Raw genomic sequence first — 19421 nt, forward strand, 5'->3', positions numbered from 1 at the left:
CGTGTCTACCAAGCCTGATCCCTCTGCCAACATCGAAAGCGTCTATCCCCTCTCCCCCATGCAGGAGGGGATGCTGTTCCACACGCTCCTCCGCCCGTCCTCGGGCGTCTACCTCATGCAGAATCGCTATCGCATCGAGGGAGATCTGCAGAACGACGCGTTCGAGCGGGGCTGGCGAGAGGTGGTGGCGCGGCACGCGATCCTGCGCACCTCCTTCGTCTGGAGGAGCCAGAAGCGCCCGCTCCAGGTCGTCCACAAGGCGGTGGAGCTGCCGTTCGAGGTGCTCGACTACCGGGGCCTCACCGCGGAGGCCCAGGAGGCGCGCATCTCCATGGAGCTCCGCGACGAGCTCGACGGAGGGCTCGACTTCGGCAAGGCGCCGGTGATGCGCCTCCGCCTCGTCCGGCTGGGCGACCGGACTCACGAGCTCGTCCACAGCTTCCACCACATCCTCCTCGACGAGTGGTGCACGTCGCTCCTGATGATGGACTTCCTCGCACACTACGAGGCGCTGGTCCGGGGCGACGCGTCGCGCCCGGCGCCCGCGCGCCCCTACCGCGATTACATCGACTGGCTCGGGCGGCGAGACGTCCAGGCCGCAGAGGCGTTCTGGCGGGGCGCCCTCGAGGGCTTCGGGGCCCCGACGCCGCTCGGCTTCGAGGAGCGCTCCGCCGACGCGGCGGCCGCGGATCACGGCGAGATCGACGACCTCGTGATCCGGCTCGGCGCGGCGCCCACGGCCGCGCTGCGCGCGCTCGCCCCGCGCCATCGCCTCACGCTCAACACGATAGTCCAGGGCGCCTGGGCCCTGCTCCTCAGCCATTACAGCGGCGAGCCCGAGGTGCTCTTCGGCGTCACCGTCGCCGGGCGTCCCCCGGAGCTGCCTGGGGTCGAGTCCATCCTGGGCCTCTTCATCAACACGCTGCCGCTGCGCGTCCCGGTCCCCCCGGACAAGCCGCTCCTGCCGTGGCTCGCCGCGCTCCTCGATCGGAACCTGGCGCTGCGGCAGCACGAGCACACGCCGCTCGTGGACATCCAGCGCTGGAGCGCGATCGAGCGCGGACAGCCGCTGTTCCAGAGCCTCTTCGTGTTCGAGAACGCGCCGGTCGACCCCGCGCTCCGCGAGGGGCGGATCGTCTTCCGGGTCGGAGACGTCCGCGACCGCGTCCACACGAACTTCCCGCTCACGATCATGTCGTGGCCCGACGCCGAGCTGCCCCTCAAGCTCTCCTACGATCGGTCGCGCGTCCGGCCCGAGCTCGCCGCGCGCCTGCTCGGGCACCTCGGCGCGCTCCTCGAGGGCATGGCCGCGCGGCCCGACGCGCGCCTCGGCGATCTGCCGCACCTCACGCCGGCCGAGCGGCAGCAGGCGCTCGTCGCGTGGAACACGACGCCCGCGGCCCCGGAGGACCTCTCCTCCTACGCCGCGCGCTTCCGCGCCCAGGTCGCGCGGACCCCCGACGCCGTCGCCGTGTCCTGCGCGGATCGGCGGCTGACCTACGCCGCGCTGAACCGCGACGCCAACCGCGCGGCGCACGGGCTGCGCGCGCGTGGCATCCACCCCGAGCAGCGGGTGGCGCTGCTCGACGAGCGGGGCATCCCGCTGCTCACCATGATCCTCGCCGTGTTCAAGGCCGGCGGGGCGTACGTGCCGATCGATCCCGCTTACCCGGCCGAGCGCGTGGCGCAGATCCTCGCGTCGAGCGAGCCGCGCGTCGTGCTGACGCGCGATCGGCACCGCGGCGCTTTGGAAAGAGCAATTACTATGCTGCCCGAGGCGCGCCGGCCGGCGATCGCGACCCTCGAGGGCGCCCTCGACGAGGCCTCGTCCGACGAGGACCCGGAGGAGCGCGGCGGACCGGGGCACCTCGCCTACGTCATCTACACGAGCGGCTCCACCGGGGTGCCCAAGGGCGCGATGGTCGAGCGGCGCGGGATGCTCAACAACATGCTGAGCAAGATCCCGCGGCTCGGCCTCGCGGCGGGCGACGTCATCGCGCAGACGGCGTCGCCGTGCTTCGACATCTCGGTCTGGCAGTTCCTCACCGCCCTGCTCTTCGGGGGCACGGTCGACATCGTGCCCGACGAGATCACGCGCGATCCGGCGCGCCTGCTCGAGCACGTCGAGCGCCGGGGGATCGCCGTCGCCGAGGTCGTCCCCGCCGTGCTCCAGGGCATGCTGGACGCGGCCCTCGAGCGCCCCGCGCCGCCGGCCCTCGCGCGGCTGCGCTGGATCCTGCCGACCGGCGAGGCTCTCCCCGCCGCGCTCGCCCGGGCGTGGCTCGACCGCTACCCGGCGGTGCCCCTCATGAACGCGTACGGGCCCGCGGAGTGCTCGGACGACGTGGCGCTGCACCCCATCACCGCGCCGCCCGCGGCGCACGAGACCGAGGTCCCGATCGGGCGGCCGGTGGACGGCCTCCGGCTCTACGTCCTGGACCACCTGCTCGCCCCGTCGCCGGTCGGCGTGAGCGGCGAGCTCTACGTGGGCGGCATCGGCGTCGGGCGCGGCTACCTCGGCGAGCCGGGCCGGACCGCCGCCGCGTTCCTCCCCGACCCCTTCAGCCAGGCGCCGGGGCGCCGGCTCTACCGGACCGGGGATCTCGGTCGCTACCGAGAAGATGGCACGATCGAGTTCGCCGGCCGGCGGGACCACCAGGTCAAGCTGCGGGGCTACCGCATCGAGCTCGGCGAGATCGAGGCGCGGCTCGCCGAGCACCCCGCCGTGCAGGAGGCCGCGGTGCTCGTCCGCGAGGACCGACCGGGCGTGCGGCGGCTCGTCGCCTACGCGGCCGCAGGCGCTGCGGCGCCGGCCGCGGAGGCGCTGCGCGCGTGGCTCGCGGAGCGCCTGCCCGAGTACATGGTGCCGGCGGCCTTCGTGTTCCTGCCGGCGCTCCCCCGCACGCCGAACGGCAAGGTGGACCGGCGCGCGCTGCCCGCCCCCGAGTCCGGCGACGCGCGGAGCCACGTGGCGCCGCGCACGGCGACCGAGGAGCTGCTCGCCGGGATCTGGGCCGAGGTGCTGGGCGTGGAGCGGGTCTCCGCGGAGGACTCGTTCTTCGACCTCGGCGGCCACTCGCTGCTCTTGACGCAGGTCCTCTCGCGCGTGCGCCGCGTGCTCGACGTCGAGCTCCCGCTCCGCGCGCTCTTCGAGACGCCGACGGTGGCCGCCCAGGCGCGCGCCGTCGAGGCGGCCCGGCGCGGCTCGCTGGCCCCGCCGGCGCCGCCGCTCCTCGCCGCGCCGCGGAGCGGCCCGCCGCCGCTCTCCTTCGCGCAGGAGCGCCTGTGGTTCCTCTCCGAGCTCGAGGAGACCGCGGCTTCCTACAACGTCCCGGCGGCGGTGCGCCTGCTCGGGCCGCTCGACGTGGCCCGCCTCGAGCGCAGCTTCGCCGCGGTGGTCCGCCGCCACGAGTCCCTGCGCGCCACGTTCGAGGAGCGCGACGGCCGGGCGGTGGCGGTCATCCACGCAGAGCAGCCGGTGACGTTCTCCGCCGTGGACCTCGGCGCCGTGCCCGAGGAGTCGCGCGAGGCCGAGGCGCTGCGGCTGCTCGAGGAGCAAGCCCGCCGGCCCTTCGACCTCCGCCGCGGGCCGCTGCTCCGGATCGCGCTCGCGCGCCTCGGCGAGCGCGAGCACCTCCTGCTCGTCGTCCTCCACCACATCGTGTCGGACGGATGGTCGATGAACGTCCTCGTCCGCGAGGTGGCGGAGCTCTACACCGCCGACGCGGAGGGGCGCCCCGCGGCGCTCCCGGCGCTCCCGATCCAGTACGCCGACTACGCCCGGTGGCAGCGCGGGTGGCTCACGGAGACGGCGCTCGACCGAGAGCTCGCGTACGTCCGCCAGCGGCTCGGCGCGGAGCCGCCGGCGCTGCGGCTGCCCACCGACAAGCCGCGCCCCGCCGCGCGGTCCTACCGGGGCGCCCGCCTCGACTTCGCGCTCCCGCGCGAGCTCTCCGCCGCGCTCGGCGCGCTCGCGCGCGGCCAGGGCGTCACGACGTTCATGCTGCTCCTCGCCGCGTTCCAGGCGCTGATGGCGCAGAGGAGCGGCCAGACGGACCTCTGCATCGGGACGCCGATCGCGGGCCGCACGCGCGTCGAGGTCGAGGGGCTCATCGGGCTCTTCGTCAACACGCTCGTGCTGCGGGCGGACCTCGCGGGGGACCCGCGCTTCACCGATCTCCTCTCGCGGACGCGGGAAGAGGTGCTGGCCGCGCAGGCGCACCAGGACCTGCCGTTCGAGCAGCTCGTGAAGGCGCTCCGGCCGGCGCGGGATCTCGGCAGCACCCCGCTGTTCCAGGTGATGTTCTCGCTCCAGGAGGCCTCGCGGCGCGCGCTCCCGCTCGCCGACCTCGAGCTCCGGCCCGTCGAGGTGGATCCGGGCAGCGCGCAGTTCGACCTCTCGCTCCACATGGCGACCGCGCCGGAGGGGCTGAGCGGCTCGTTCGAGTACAGCACGGAGCTCTTCGAGGAGGGCACGATCCGCCGCATGGCGGACGACCTCCGCGCCGTGCTGGAGGCGATCGTGGCGCGGCCGACCGCGCGGCTCGGCGAGCTGCCGCTGCCGGCGGCGCCGGCCCCGACGCAGCCCGAGCCGCCCGAGGCGGCGCCGCCGGCGGGCGCGGTCCGCGAGGCGGCGCCGCCGGCGGACGCGGTCCGCGAGGCAGCGCCGCCTGCGGGCGCGGGAGGAGCGCCCCTGGACGCCGCTCCCGCCACGGAGGTCGAGGCGCAGCTCGCCGAGATCTGGGCCGCGGTGCTGGGCCGCGAGCGCGTCGGCCGCGACGACAACTTCTTCGAGCTCGGCGGCGACTCGATCCTGAGCCTGCAGGTCGTGTCGCGCGCGAAGCAGGCGGGCCTCCGCCTGACGGCGCGCCAGATGTTCCAGCACCAGACCCTCGCGGAGCTCTCGGCCGCCGCGGGCGTCGCCTCGGCCGCGGCGGCGGCCGGGGAGGAGCCGGCGACGGGCGACGTGCCCCTGACCCCGATCCAGCGGCGGTTCTTCGCGCGCGATCTGCCGAACCCCCATCACTGGAACCAGGCGCTCCTGCTCACGGTCGACGAGCCCCTCGACTGGCCGGCCCTGGAGGCGGCGGCGCAGGCGCTCCTGCGCCACCACGACGCCCTGCGGCTGCGCTACGTGCCCGAGGGAGACGCGTGGCGCCAGACGCACGCGCCCGGCGAGCCCGAGGCCGTCGCGCATCGGGCGGACCTCTCCAGGGTGCCCGAGGCCGACCTGCCGCGGGTGATCGAGGCGCACGCGTCCCGCTGGCAGGCGAGCCTGGACCTGACGGCGGGGCCGGTGCTCCGCGTGGTCGGGTTCGACCTTGGCGCCGGCCGGCCGGGACGGCTCTTGCTGGCCGCGCACCACCTTGTCGTCGACGGCGTGTCGTGGCGGATCCTCCTCGACGATCTCCAGACCGCCTACGACCAGGCCCGCCGCGGGGCGCCGGCGCAGCTGCCCGGCAGGACCACCTCGTTCAAGCGGTGGGCGGAGCGCCTGGAGGCCGCGGCGCAGGACGCCGCCCTCCAGGAAGAAGCGGCCTTCTGGCTCGGGCTCCCCTGGGACCGGGCGGCGCCGCTGCCGGTCGACACGCCGGCGGGGGATCGCGCGGAGACGGCCATGGCCACGGTCAAGGCGGGTCTGAGCGGGGCCGAGACACGATCGCTGCTGGAGGCCGTCTCGGACGCGTACCGGACACGCGTCGACGAGGTCTTGCTGGCCGGGCTGGCCCTGGCGCTCGGGCGGTGGACCGGGCAGCGCGTGGCGGCGATCGAGGTCGAGGGCCACGGGCGCGAGGCGCTCGACGGCGAAGACCTGGACCTGTCACGCACGGTCGGCTGGTTCACGAGCGCCTACCCGGTGCTGCTCGAGGTCACGCCGGACGCGGCGCCGGGCGCCGTGCTCAAGACGGTGAAGGAGCAGCTCCGCCGCATCCCGCGGCGCGGCCTCCCCTACGGCGCGGTGCGGGAGCTCGGGAAGGGAGCGATCGCGGACCGGCTGCGCCGCCTGCCGACGCCCGGCGTCGGGTTCAACTACCTGGGGCAGTGGGACCAGGTGGTGGGCGCCGGCGCGCGGTTCTCCCTGGCCGCGGAGTCGCCCGGCGCCGAGCACGACCCGGGCAGCCCGCTCGCGTACGAGCTCGAGATCGACGCGGCGGTGTACGACGGCCGCCTCGAGGCGACCTTCCGCTACAGCGCCGCGCGGTACCGGCAGGAGACGGTCGCGGCGGTCAGCGCGCTGTGGCGCGACGCGCTGAGAGAGCTGATCGCGCACTGCCTGTCTCCTGACGCCGGCGGCTACACGCCGTCGGACTTCACCGACGTCGCGCTCGCGTCGGACGAGCTGGACTCCATCCTGCAAGCCCTGGACTGACGCCATGACGAACAAGAAGAAAGACGTTGAGTCGATTCACTATCTCTCCCCGCTCCAGCAGGGATTGCTCTTTCACGCGGTCTCGGATCGAGCCGCCGACCCGTACTTCGTCCAGACGGCCTTTTTCCTGGAGGGGCGGCTCGATCTCGACATCTTCGAGCGCGCCTGGCAGGTGCTCGCGGAGCGGCACCCCATCCTGCGCACCGGCTTCGTCTGGGAGGGCGTGAACAGGCCGGTGCAGGTCGTCCGCCCGCGGGCGACGATCCCGCTTTCGCGGCACGACCTCCGCGGGCTCGCCGCGCGCGAGCGCGAGGAGGCCCTCGTCGAGCTCATGGCCGCGGACCGGCGCGCCGGCTTCGACCTGCTGAAGGCGCCCCTCATGCGGCTCACGGTGGCCCGGGCCGAGGAGGAGGCCTTCTATTTCATCAACAGCCATCACCACCTCCTGCTCGACGGGTGGAGCTTCGCCCTCCTGCTGAGAGAGGCGCTGTTCGTCTACAAGGCACTCGCGCGGGGCGCGGTGCCCGAGCAGGCACTCGCGCGGGGCGCGGTGCCCGAGCTGCCGCGGCCGCGCCCGTACCGGGAGTACCTCACGTGGGTGCAGGCCCAGGACGAAGGCGCCGCCGAGCGGTTCTTCCGCGGCGCGCTGGCCGGGTTCCGGGCGCCGACGCCGCTCCCGCTGGAGGCCGGGCCGGCGGCCGCCGCGGGCGACGGCGCGTTCCCCTGCGCCGAGCAGGCGCTCCGCTTCTCGCGGGCCGAGACGGAGGCGCTCGCGGCCTGCGCGCGCCGCCTGCGCGTCACGCTGAACACCCTCGTGCAGGGCGCGTGGGCCCTCCTGCTCTCCCGGCACAGCGGAGAGGCCGACGTTGTCTTCGGCTCCACGGTGTCGGGCCGCCCCCCGGAGCTCCCCGGCTCCGAGACCATCGTCGGCGTGATGATCAACACCTTGCCTGTGCGGGTCCGCGTGGACGAGCACGAGCCGCTCGCCGCCTGGCTCTCGCGGCTGCAGGACCGGAACAGCGAGCTGCGCCAGTACGAGTGGACCCCCCTGTCCAACGTCCAGCGCTGGAGCGAGGTGCCAGGCGGGCGGTCGCTCTTCGACACCCTGGTGGTGTTCGACAGCTACCCCGAGGAGGACGTGAGCGGCGTGCAATCTGACGTTCGCGTCCGCGCCCTGCCCAGGCCCGGCGGCGGGCGCGTCGGCGACGCCTTGCTCACCGCCGGGCGCAACAACTACCCGGCGTCGCTCATCGTCGAGCCGTCGAGCCAGCTCGGGCTCATCCTGAGCTACGAGCGCCGGCGCCTCACGCACGAGGCCGCGGCCAGCCTGCTCGGCCAGTGCCGCGCGCTGCTCGAGGCGATGGCGGCGCGGCCGGACGCCCGGCTGGCCGAGCTGCCCCTCGTGGGCGGCGCGGAGCGGCGGCGCCTGCTCTCCGAGTGGAACGCGACGGCCGCCGACTTCCCGCCGGCCTGCGTCCACGAGCTCTTCGCGGCGCACGCCGCCGCGCGGCCCGACGCCCTGGCGGTCGTCTGCGAGGAGACGGCGCTGACCTACCGGGAGCTCGACCGGAAGACGAACCAGCTGGCGCGGAGGCTGCGGGCGCTCGGCGTCGGGCCCGAGGACCGGGTCGTCCTGTGCATCGAGCGCTCGGCGGAGCTGATCCTCGCGCTGCTCGGCGTGCTCAAGGCCGGCGCCGCGTACGTGCCCGTCGACCCGAAATTCCCGCGCGAGCGGCTGCGCGCCGTCGTGGAGGACAGCGGCGCGAAGGTCGTGATCACCCAGGCGTCATGGGCCGGCGCGTTCGACGGGCCGGGGCCGGCGCTGCTCTTCCTCGACCGCGACGCGGTCAGCCTCGCGGCCGAGCCGGACGGGCCGCTCGGCGCGACGGCCCGGCCGGAGAACCTGGCCTACCTCATCTACACCTCGGGCTCGACCGGGCGCCCGAAGGGCGTGGCCGTCGAGCACCGCCACCTCGTGAACTACGTGCGCGGCGTGCTCACGCGGCTGCCCCTCGCCGAGGGCGGCGGCATGGCGCTCGTCTCGACCGTGGCGGCGGACCTCGGGCACACGTCGCTCTTCGGCGCGCTCTGCTCGGGCCGCGCGCTGCACGTCCTGTCCGAGGCGCGGATCTTCGATCCCGACGCCACCGCCGAGTACATGAGCCGCCACGGGGTCGACGCGCTCAAGATCGTCCCCAGCCACCTCACCGCGCTCCTCGAGGCCGCGCAGCCCGAGCGCGTGCTGCCCGCGCGCTGCCTCGTGCTCGGCGGGGAAGCCTCGAGCTGGGAGCTCATCGACCGCATCCGCGCGCTCTCGCCGGGGTGCACCGTCCTGAATCATTACGGTCCCACGGAAACAACGGTGGGCTCGCTTACATGGCAGATCGATGCCGCGGGCGGCCGATCCGCAGCGACCGTGCCCATCGGCCGGCCGCTCCCGAACACCCAGTCGTATGTCCTTGGTGTAAATTTCGAGCCGGTGCCGGTGGGTGTGCCCGGGGAGCTCTACCTGGGCGGGGCCGGCGTGACGCGCGGCTACCACGCGCGCCCCGAGCTGACGGCGGAGCGCTTCGTCCCGGATCCGTTCGGGGGCGCACCGGGCGGCCGCCTGTACCGCACCGGGGATCGGGCGCGCCTCCGGGCGGACGGCGCGATCGAGTTCCTCGGGCGCACCGACCACCAGATCAAGCTGCGCGGCCACCGCGTCGAGCTCGGCGAGATCGAGGCCCGCCTGCGCGAGCAGCCCGAGGTGCGCGAGGCGGTCGTGGCGGCGCGGGACGCCGGCGGGACCATGCGCCTCGTGGCCTACGTCGTCGGCCGGGAGGCGGCGGCGCCCGACGTCGCGGCGCTCCGCGGCCGGCTCGCGCTGGGGCTCCCCGACATCATGGTGCCCGCCGTGATCGTGGCGCTGCCCGCGCTGCCGCTCACCGCGAACGGCAAGATCGACCGCGCGGCGCTGCCCGAGCCCGGGCGGGCGGGCGCGCCGGAGGCCGCCGGCTTCGTCGCGCCGCGGAGCGAGGTCGAGGCCACGCTCGCCCAGATCTGGGCCGAGATCCTGCGCGTGGAGCGGGTCGGCATCCACGACAACTTCTTCGCCCTCGGCGGCGACTCCATCCGGAGCCTCCAGGTCATCGCGCGCGCCAACCAGCGCGGCGTCAAGCTGAGCCCGAAGGATCTGTTCGACCACCCCACCGTGGCCGGCGCCGCGGCGGTCGCGCGCTCCGCCGCGGCGCCGGTCGCGGCCGCGGGCGCCGCCGCCGTCGCGGGCCCGGACCCGACCTGCGCGCCGCAGGGAGAGCCGCCCGGGGCGACGCCTCCGCGGTTCGCGCTGAGCGGCCTCACGCAGGACGAGCTCGCGCGCAACCTGCCGGACCCGGCGGGGCTCGATGACGTCTACCCGCTCTCGCCGATGCAGGAGGGGATGCTCTTCCACACCCTGCTGAACCCGGGCTCGGGCATCTACCTGATGCAGCAGCACTACGTGTGGCACGGCGCGCTCGACGCCGGCCTCGTCATCGAGGCCTGGCGGCGGGTGGCGGCGCGGCACCCCATCCTGAGGACCTCCTTCGTCTGGAAGGATCTCGAGCGACCGCTCCAGATCGTCCACCGGCAGGTCGACCTCTCCGACGTCATCCACGTCCTCGACTGGCGCGACGAGACCGAGGCCGAGCAGGAGCGGCGCCTCACCGAGACGCTCGAGGCCGAGCTCGCCGAGGGGCTCGACATGACGCGCGCGCCGCTCCTGCGGCTCCGGCTGATCCGCGTGCGGGAGGACGCCTACCGCATCGTGCGGAGCTTCCACCACATCCTCACGGACGACTGGTGCTTCTCCGTGCTGATGATGGAGTGCCTGTCGTACTACGCGGCCCTGATCGAGGGCCGCTCGCTGGAGCTGCCCGAGCCGCGCCCCTACCGGGACTACATCGCCTGGCTCGCGCGGCAGGACCTCCCGGCGGCCGAGCGGTTCTGGCGCGAGGAGCTCCGCGGCTTCGCGGAGCCGACGCCCCTCGGCGTGGACCGGATCCTCCCCGACGGGGCCGCGCCGCCCGCGGGGGCCGGGGTGAGCGACGCGTTCGTCGAGCTGCCGCCGGCCTTGACCGAGGCGCTCCTCGGCCTCGCGCACAAGCACGGGCTGACGCCCAACACCCTGGTGCAAGGGGCCTGGGCGCTCCTCCTGAGCCGCTACAGCGGCCGGCGCGACGTCGTGTTCGGCGTGACCGTGGCGGGCCGCCCGACCGATCTGCCCGGCGTGGAGACGATCGTGGGCCTCTTCATCAACAGCCTGCCGCTGCGGGTGCGCGTCTCGCCCGAGCAGCCGCTCCTCCCGTGGCTCAAGGGCCTCCTGGCCCACAACTACCGGATCCGCGAGGTCGAGTATCCGCCGCTCGTGGAGATCCAGCGGTGGAGCGAGCTCCCCAAGGGACAGGCGCTCTTCGACAGCCTCCTCGTCTTCGAGAACGCGCCGAAGGACCCCCGCCTCGGAGAGCAGGTGGGCGACGTCCGTCTCTCCTACGAGCAGGACCGGGTCCACACGAACTACCCGATGACGGTCGTGGCCTACCCGGGCGCGGGGCTCGGGATCCGGCTCTCGTACGACCGGCGCCTGTTCGATCACGACGCCGTCGAGCGGATGCTCGGCCACCTGGTCCAGCTCCTCTCGGAGATGGCCCGCCGCCCGGAGGCGCGGCTGGGCGACCTCGCGCTCCTGGGTGAGCGCGAGCGCCGGCAGCTGCTCCTGGAGTGGAACAGCACGAGGAGCGCGGAGCCCGCCGCGCCGAGCTACGTGTCGCTGTTCGAGGCCCAGGCGCGAAGGACGCCCGACGCCGAGGCGGTCACGTGCCGCGGACGCCGGCTCACCTACGCGGCCCTGAACCGCGCCGCCGACCAGGTGGCCCACGCATTGCGGGCCCAGGGGGTCGGTCCGGACACGATCGTCGCCGTGCTGGAGTCGCGCGACATCGAGCTGGTCGTCGCGCTGCTCGGCGTGCTCAAGGCCGGCGGCGCGTATCTCCCGCTCGATCCTCATCAGCCGGAGCAGCGCATCGCCGGGGTCGTCGAGGCGAGCCGCGCGCCCGTGGTCGTGACCTCGGAGGCGTGGGTCCCGCGGCTCGCGAAGGCGCTCGCGCACCTGCCGGAGCCAGCCCGGCCTCGGTTCGTGACGCGCGAGCGCCTCGCCGCGCAGCGCGGGCCCGCGCCCGTGCCCGTGCTTGTCGAAGACCTCCCGCGGCTCGCCGGCCCCGGCCACCTCGCCTACGTCATCTACACGAGCGGATCGACCGGCGCGCCGAAGGGGGCGATGGTCGAGCACGCCGGGATGCTCAACAACGTGTGGGGGAAGATCCCCGCGCTGGAGCTCGGCGCCTCGGACGTCATCGGCCAGACAGCGTCCCAGTGCTTCGACATCTCGGTGTGGCAGCTGCTGACGGCGCTGCTCTGCGGCGGCCGCGTGCACATCGTCCCCGACGAGATCGTGGGCGATCCGCGGCGCCTGCTGGAGGAGGCCGAGGCGCAGGGGATCACGGTCCTCGAGCTGGTCCCGTCGCTCCTGCGGGAGCTCGTGGGGGCCGACGAGGACGCGCCGCGCCTCGCGCGCCTGCGGTGGATGCTGCCCACCGGCGAGGCCCTGACGCCCGACCTCTGCCGCCGGTGGTTCGCGCGGTACCCCCGCGTCCCGCTCATGAACGCCTACGGGCCGGCCGAGTGCGCCGACGACGTCGCGCTGCACGCGATCACGGCGGCCCCGGGGCCCGAGCTCGTCCACGTGCCCATCGGCCGGCCCGTGCCCAACGTGAAGCTCTACGTCGTGACGGGCGACGACCTCGCGCCCGTCGGCGTGACCGGCGAGATCTGCGTCACGGGCATCGGCGTGGGGCGAGGCTACCTGAACGACCCCGCCCGGACCGCCGAGGCCTTCGTGCCCGACCCCTTCGGCGACGTGCCCGGCGCGCGCATGTACCGGACCGGCGATCTCGGCCGGCGCCTCGCGGACGGCACCCTCGAGTTCTCGGGGCGGCGGGATCACCAGGTGAAGATCCGCGGCTTCCGCATCGAGCTCGGGGAGATCGAGGCGCGCCTCGCGCAGCACCCGGAGGTCCGCGAGGCCGTTGTCGCGGTCCGGGAGGAGCGCTCCTCCGGCAAGCGGCTCGTCGCCTACGTCGTCGGCGAAGGCGGCGCGCCCCCGGCGCCGGAGCGCCTGCGCGATTTCCTGAAGGAGACGCTGCCCGACTACATGGTGCCGCCCGTGTTCGTCGCCCTGTCCGCGCTGCCGCTCACCCCGAACGGCAAGGTGGACCGCAAGGCCCTGCCGGCGCCGGAGGCGCCCGCGGCCGGGGCGAGCGACGCGGCGAGCGGCGCCCCCACGACGCCGACCGAGGAGGCCCTCGCCGGGATCTGGGCGGAGGTGCTGGGGCTCGATCGGGTCGGCGTCCACACCGGCTTCTTCGAGCTGGGCGGGCACTCGCTCCTCGCCACGCAGGTGGTGTCGCGCGTGCGCAAGGCGCTCGGCGTCGAGCTGCCGCTCCGCAGCCTGTTCGATCACCCCACCGTGGCGGAGCTCGCCGGCGACGTCGATCGACGCCGCGGCCCGCGCGCCGGCGCGCCGGCGGCCGGGGCGCCGCCGCTCGTCCCGGCGCCGCGGCAGGGGCCGCTGCCGCTCTCGTTCGCGCAGCAGCGCCTGTGGTTCCTGGCCCAGCTCGAGCCCGACAGCGCCGGGTACAACATGACCGCCGCCGTGCGCGTCGAGGGGGCGCTCGACGTCGCGGGGCTAAGGGACAGCCTTACCGCGCTCGTCCGGCGCCACGAGTCGCTGCGGACCACGTTCGGCGTGGCCTCGGGCGAGCCGGTGCAGGTGATCGCCCCCGAGGGCGCGCCGGCGTTCGAGGTGGTGGACCTGTCGGCGACGCCCGCCGCGGAGCACGGCGCGGCGGTCCAGCGCCTGGCCGCGGACCGCGCGGAGCGGCCGTTCGACCTCGGTCGCGGCCCGCTCCTGCGGGTGACCGCGATCAGGCTCCGCGACGACGAGCTCGTGCTGGTCATCGTCGTCCACCACATCGTGGCGGACGGCTGGACCCTGAACGTGCTGGTCGCGGAGCTGGCCGAGCTGTACGTGGCGGCGAGGGTCGGGCGCCCGCCGGCGCTGCGGCCGCTGCCGGTCCAGTACGCGGACTTCGCCGTCTGGCAGCGGCAGTGGATCCAGGGCGCGACCCGCGAGGCGCTGCTCGGCGCCTGGCGCGAGCGGCTCTCCGGGCACCCGCCGGCGCTCGATCTGCGCCCGGATCACCCGCGCCCCGCCGCGCCGAGCTACCGCGGCGCGCGCCACACGATCGCGGTGGACCGCGCGCTCTCCGACGCCCTGCGCGCGCTCGGCCGGCGCGAGGGCGCGACCCTCTTCATGACGCTGCTCGCCGCGTTCAAGGTCATGCTCCTCGGGCGCACGGGCCAGAGCGACGTCCTCGTCGGGACCGACGTCGCGGGCCGCAACCGCGCCGAGACCGAGGGGCTCATCGGGTTCTTCGTCAACCTGCTGGTCCTGCGCACGGATCTCGGCGGCCTGCCGACGTTCCGGGAGCTCCTCCAGCGGGTCCGGGAGGTCACGCTCGACGCGTACGCGCACCAGGATCTGCCGTTCGAGCAGGTCGTCGACGCCGTGCGGCCGGCCCGCGAGCCCGGCCGCCACCCCCTCGTGCAGACGCTGTTCGTCCTGCAGAACGTGCCGGCGTCCGAGATCTCGCTGCCCGGGATCCGCATCAGTCCCGTGGATCTCGACCGGGAGGTGTCGCGGTTCGACCTCGGCGTGTTCGTCGAGGAGACGGACGAGGGGCTCACGTGCGCGTGGAAGTACCGCGCCGATCTGTTCGAGCCGCCGACGATCGCAGCGATGGCGGCCCACTTCATGGCCGTGCTGCGGGCCATCGTGGACGACCCCGACCGCCGCGTGACGGCGCTCGCGGCAGCCGAGAGGAAGGAGCGCACCGTGGAAGGACGCGCGCGCGACGAGGGCCGGCTCCGGAGCCTCAAGCGCATCACCCCCCGCAAGGTGGACGTGGGTCCCAGCGCGCTCGTCGCGACGAGCACGATGGACGCCGGGCCGCTGCCGCTGGTCGTGAAGCCGGCGGTGGACGACGTGGAGCTCGCGGCCTGGGCCCGCGAGGAGCGGGCGTTCGTCGAGGCGCAGCTGCTCCGGCACGGGGCCGTCCTGTTCCGCGGCTTCCCGATCCGGTCGGTCCCGGAATTCGAGCAGGTCGCGCAGGCCATCTGCGGCGAGCTGTTCGGCGAGTACGGCGACCTTCCGCGGGAGAAGACCGGGCAGCACATCTACAGCTCGACGCCGTACCCGGCCGACAAGGCCATCCTGTTCCACAACGAGAGCTCGCACCTCCCGCGCTGGCCGATGAAGCAGTGGTTCTACTGCGTGCAGGCCGCGCCGGAGGGCGGCGCGACGCCGATCGTCGACTGCCGCCGGCTCTACGAGGCGCTCGCGCCGGACGTCCGCGAGCGCTTCCGGCGGACGGGGCTGCTCTACGTGCGCAACTTCACGCCGGGCTTCGACGTGAGCTGGCAGGACTTCTTCCACACGACGGATCCCGCGGTCGTGGAGGAGCGCTGCCGCGCGGGCGGCATGCGGTGCGCGTGGCTCGCGGGCGGCCGGCTGCGGATCGGCCAGCGCGGCCCGGCCGTGCTCTCGCACCCGAAGACGGGAGAGCAGGTGTTCTTCAACCAGGTCCAGCTGCACCACCCGGCGTACCTGGAGGCGCCGGTGCGCGAGTCGCTCCTGGCGATGCTCGGCGAGGAGTGGCTGCCCCGCAACGTGGTCTACGGCGACGGCGCGCCGATCGAGGCGGAGACGACCCGCGCGCTCGGCGAGGCCTACGAGCGCTGCGCCGTGCGGTTCCCGTGGCAGGAGGGCGACGTCATCCTGCTCGACAACATGCTCGTGGCCCACGCCCGCGACCCGTTCTCGGGCCCGCGGAAGATCGTGGTCGCCATGGGCGAGATGATGACGGCCGAGCGGGCGACGCAGGCGGCCCAGGGCGCGGTGGCGACATGACGACGCAGGTCACGGAGCTCGGGCCGACCGTTCAGGGCGTGCGCCTCTCGCCGCAGCAGCGGCGCCTGTGGGCGCTCCACCGGAGCGGGACCGCGGTGTGCACGCGCGGGCTGATCCGGCTGGAGGGAAACCTCGATGCCACGCGGCTGGCCGATGCCCTCGGGCAGGTCGTCGCGCGGCACGAGATCCTGCGGACGACGTTCCGCCGGGATCCGCGCCTCAAGTTCCCGCTGCAGGCCGCCTGCGGGGCGGCGCCCGCGTGGCACCGCGTGGATCTGGGCGGCCGCGCGGCCGGCGAGCAGCAGGCGCACGTCGATGGGCTCTGGCGCGAGGCCGCGCGGCTCGAGCTCGACCTCGAGCGCGGGCCGCTGCTTCACGTCTGGCTGGTGCGCCGCGCCGACCGGCTGCACGACCTGCTCGTCGCCGCGCCCGCGCTCTGCGCCGACGCGTGGACGATGGACCTGCTGTTCGGCGAGCTGGCCGAGGCCTACGCCGGCGCCGGCGAGCGAGGCGCGAGCGGCGAGGAGCCGGTGCAGTACGCCCAGTTTGCCGAGTGGCAGAACGATCTCGTCGGCTCGGCGGAGGGCGCCCCGGCGCCTCCGGGGGTGCCCGTCGTCCTCCCCTTCGAGGGCGCCGCCGGCGAGGGCGGCGCCTCCGGCGAGGCCGTCGAGATCGACGTCGACGCCGCGCTGCTCGACCGGCTGGAGTCGCTGGCCCGCGGCGAGGGCGCCTCGCTCTCGTCGGTCCTGCTCGCGGCCTTCCAGGTCCACCTCGCGCGCCTCACCGGGTCGCGGGAGCTCGTCGTCGCCGTGGCCTCGGCCGGGCGGACGATCGAGGACGTCCAGGAGGTCATGGGCCCGGTGGCCAGGTGGCTCCCGGTGCCGTGCCGCGTGGACGACGCGCAGCGGTTCGCCGAGCTTGTGCGCCGGGCTCAAGCCGGCGTCGAGGAGGCGACAGAGGAAGCAGAGGAGCGCTGGAACCCCGACCTGCCGGCGGACGGCGCGGGGCCCGGGAGCACCGTCGGCTTCGAGTTCTCCTCGCTCCCGGAGCCCCGGGCGGCGGGGGGCCTCGCGTGGCACGTCGCGCGCCGGTGCACGGGCGCGGGCGGGCTCAAGCTCGCGCTCTCGGCCCAGCGCGGGCGAGGCCGCGTGCGCCTCTCGCTCTGGCACGACGCGCGCCGGTGCGGGGCGGAAGGCGTCGTGGGCCTGGCCGAGCAGTACCGTGCGCTGCTCGGCAGCGCGGCCGGGGCCTGGTCGGCGCCCGTGGAGCGCCTCGGCCTGCTCGGCCCTTCGGAGCGGGCGCGGCGGCTCTCGGCGGGCCGGGGGGCGGCGCACGACGCCGCGCCGCCGCGGTGCCTGCATGCATCGTTCGAGGCGCACGCGGCGCGGCAGCCCGATGCGCTGGCCGTTGTCGCGGGCGACAGGCGGCTGACCTACGGTGAGCTGAACCGGCAGGCCAACCGGCTCGCCCACCATCTCCGCCGGCGCGGCGTCGGCGGCGGCAGCCCGGTCGGCCTCTGCTGCGAGCGATCCGTGGACATGATCGCGGGCCTCCTGGGCATCCTCAAGGCCGGAGGGGCCTACGTGCCGCTCGACCCGCACGCCCCCGCGCAGCGGCTCGCCCAGCAGATCCGGCGCGCCGGCTTCTCCGTCCTGCTCACGAACGCGCCTGCCCGCGCCCGGCTGCCGGACACCGACTGCGCCGTCCTCTCGCTCGACGACGCGGCGCTGCTCGACGCCGAGCCCGCCGCCGACCCGGCCGCGCCGGTGCTGCTCGACGACATCGCGTCCGTCGTCTTCACGTCGGGCTCGACCGGCGAGCCGAAGGGCGTCGCCGTGACGCACCGCGGCATCGCCAGCTACACCCGCTCGGTGTGCGAGGCGCTCGGGATCGAGGCGGGCCTGCATTTCGCGACCGTCTCGACGTTGAGCGCCGATCTCGGCAACACGAGCCTCTTCGGCGCGCTCGCCTCGGGCGGGTGCCTCCACGTGATCGGCTACGAGACGGCCACCGACGGCAGGCTCTTCTCGGAGTACTACCGGCGCTGGCCGATCGACGTGCTGAAGATCGTGCCGTCGCACCTGAGCGCGCTCCTCGACACCGGCGAGGGGGCGGCGGTGCTGCCGCGGCGGCTCCTCGTGCTGGGCGGAGAGGCGCTGCCGTTCGCCCTCATCGAGCGGATCGCGGCGCTCTCGAGCGGCTGCGCTGTGGCGAACCACTACGGGCCGACCGAGACGACGGTGGGCGCGCTCGTGCAGCCGCTCGGCGCGCTGCGTGACCGGCGCGGGTGCGCCTCGGTGCCGATCGGCCGCCCCCTCGCCAACGCGGAGGCGTACGTCCTCGACGAGCGCCTCGAGCCGGCGCCGGCGGGCACGGTGGGCGAGCTCTACCTGGGCGGCGCCGGCCTCGCGCGCGGGTACCTCGGCCAGCCGGATCTGACCGCGGAGCGGTTCGTGCCGCACCCCTTCGGCGTGGGCGCGCGCCTCTACCGGACGGGCGATCGGGCGCGGTACCGGCCCGACGGCGCCATCGAGTTCATGGGCCGGCGCGATCACCAGGTGAAGATCCGCGGCTATCGCGTGGAGATCGGGGAGATCGAGGCGCGCGTCCGGGAGCACCCCGCGGTGGGGCAGGCGGTCGTCATCGCCCGGGAGGACGGCGCGGGCGGGCCGACCCTCGTCGCGTACGTGGTGCCCCGGGAGGGGGCGCTCGACGAGGCCGCGCTGCGCGGGTTTCTCAGGGATCGGCTCCCCGAGTACATGCACCCGAGCGACGTCGTGCTGCTCCACGCGCTGCCCCTGACCGCCAACGGGAAGGTGGATCGCAAGGCGCTGCCCAGCCCTGCCGCGCGGCGGCGGCGCGAGCACGTCGCGCCTCGCACGCCGGTCGAGGAGGCGCTCGCGCGCATCTGGGCCGACGTGCTGGGGCGCCCGCAGATCGGCGTCGAGGACAGCTTCTTCGACCTCGGCGGGCACTCGCTGATGGCGATCCCGCTGATGCACCGGATCCAGCAGGCGCTCGGCGGCTCCCTGTCGTTGATGGCGATCTTCGAGGCGCCGACCGTCGCGGGGCTCGCCCGCCTGCTCGCGGACGGGCGCCCGGCGTCGAGCGTCGTCGTGCTCCGCGCGGGCGGGTCGCGCCCTCCCCTCTTCTGCGTGGACTCCTCGGGCCTGCACGTCATGGCCTACCAGGGCCTCGCCGCAGCCATGAGCGACGAGCAGCCCGTGCTCGGGCTCGATCTGGGCCCATCGCTCGCGCGTGAGGCCGGGGCGCTCTCGCTCCCTCGGATCGTCGAGCGGCTCGCGCGCGAGATCCGGGAGCGGCAGGCGCGCGGGCCGTATCGCCTCCTCGGGTGGTCGGTGGGCGGCGTGCTGGCGCTCGCCATCGCCCGGGCGCTGGAGGAGCAGGGCGAGCGGGTCGCCTTCCTCGGCCTGCTGGACACGCAGCCGCGCACGCGGCTCTACGCGGCGGGCGAGCCGGATGTCGTCGAGGAGCTGGCGGCGTACATCGATCAGGGCCGCAGCGCGGAGCTGCTCGCGCTCGCGCCGGCGGAGCTCGACGCGCTGCGGGCGCGGCTGAAGGGGCTGAGCGACGACGACCGGGTGGCGGAGGCCGTGCGCTGGGCGCAGGCCCGCGGCTTCGCGTCGAGCGACATCCCGCCCGCCGCCTATCACCACCGGTACGCGCTGCTTCGAGGCGCGGCCCTGCTCACGAACGATCTGCCGCCGCGGTGCGTCGCGGCGCCGATCCATGCGTGGTGGAGCGCCGAGACGCTCGCGTACCACGGCGGCCCGCCCATGGACTGGCAGCGCACCACGTCGGGCGCGGTGCACACGGCGGCTCTCCCCGGCGATCACATCGCCGCCGTGCAGGGGGCCGACGTGCATGCGCGCGTGCGCGCGGCCCTGGAGGTCCTGGACATCGATGAACGCGCCCTAGAGCGCTCGGAATCAAACAACCCTTCTCCCTAGGGAGCATCCGATGAGCTTGTCGACAGTATCCAGT

At 74.8% G+C, this 19421-nt stretch carries 3 protein-coding genes; all 3 read left to right on the plus strand.

The window, feature by feature from the left end:
* The first annotated feature begins 1 nt into the window (after position 1).
* From WMF17_RS41405 to WMF17_RS41415, 3 genes are read left to right on the plus strand one after another with little or no spacing between them, the layout of a single operon-like run.
* Complete coding sequence (locus WMF17_RS41405) at positions 2-6370, plus strand: amino acid adenylation domain-containing protein (protein WP_437646498.1); 6369 nt, start codon at positions 2-4, stop codon at positions 6368-6370.
* A gap of 4 nt (positions 6371-6374) precedes the next feature.
* Positions 6375-15416, plus strand: coding sequence for an amino acid adenylation domain-containing protein (locus WMF17_RS41410; RefSeq protein WP_437646499.1), 9042 nt, complete (start codon positions 6375-6377; stop codon positions 15414-15416).
* Positions 15413-19387, plus strand: coding sequence for a non-ribosomal peptide synthetase (locus WMF17_RS41415; RefSeq protein WP_437646500.1), 3975 nt, complete (start codon positions 15413-15415; stop codon positions 19385-19387). The genes WMF17_RS41410 and WMF17_RS41415 overlap by 4 nt, the downstream gene beginning before the upstream one ends.
* Positions 19388-19421: the final 34 nt, after the last annotated feature.

It is taken from the genome of Sorangium sp. So ce362 (assembly GCF_051519845.1).
GTDB lineage: Bacteria > Myxococcota_A > Polyangia > Polyangiales > Polyangiaceae > Sorangium.

Bases quoted from the DNA above. Each gene is read 5' to 3' on its own strand.
- WMF17_RS41410 (WP_437646499.1), top strand. From the start codon at position 6,375: ATGACGAACAAGAAGAAAGACGTTGAGTCGATTCACTATCTCTCCCCG.
- WMF17_RS41415 (WP_437646500.1), top strand. From the start codon at position 15,413: ATGACGACGCAGGTCACGGAGCTCGGGCCGACCGTTCAGGGCGTGCGC.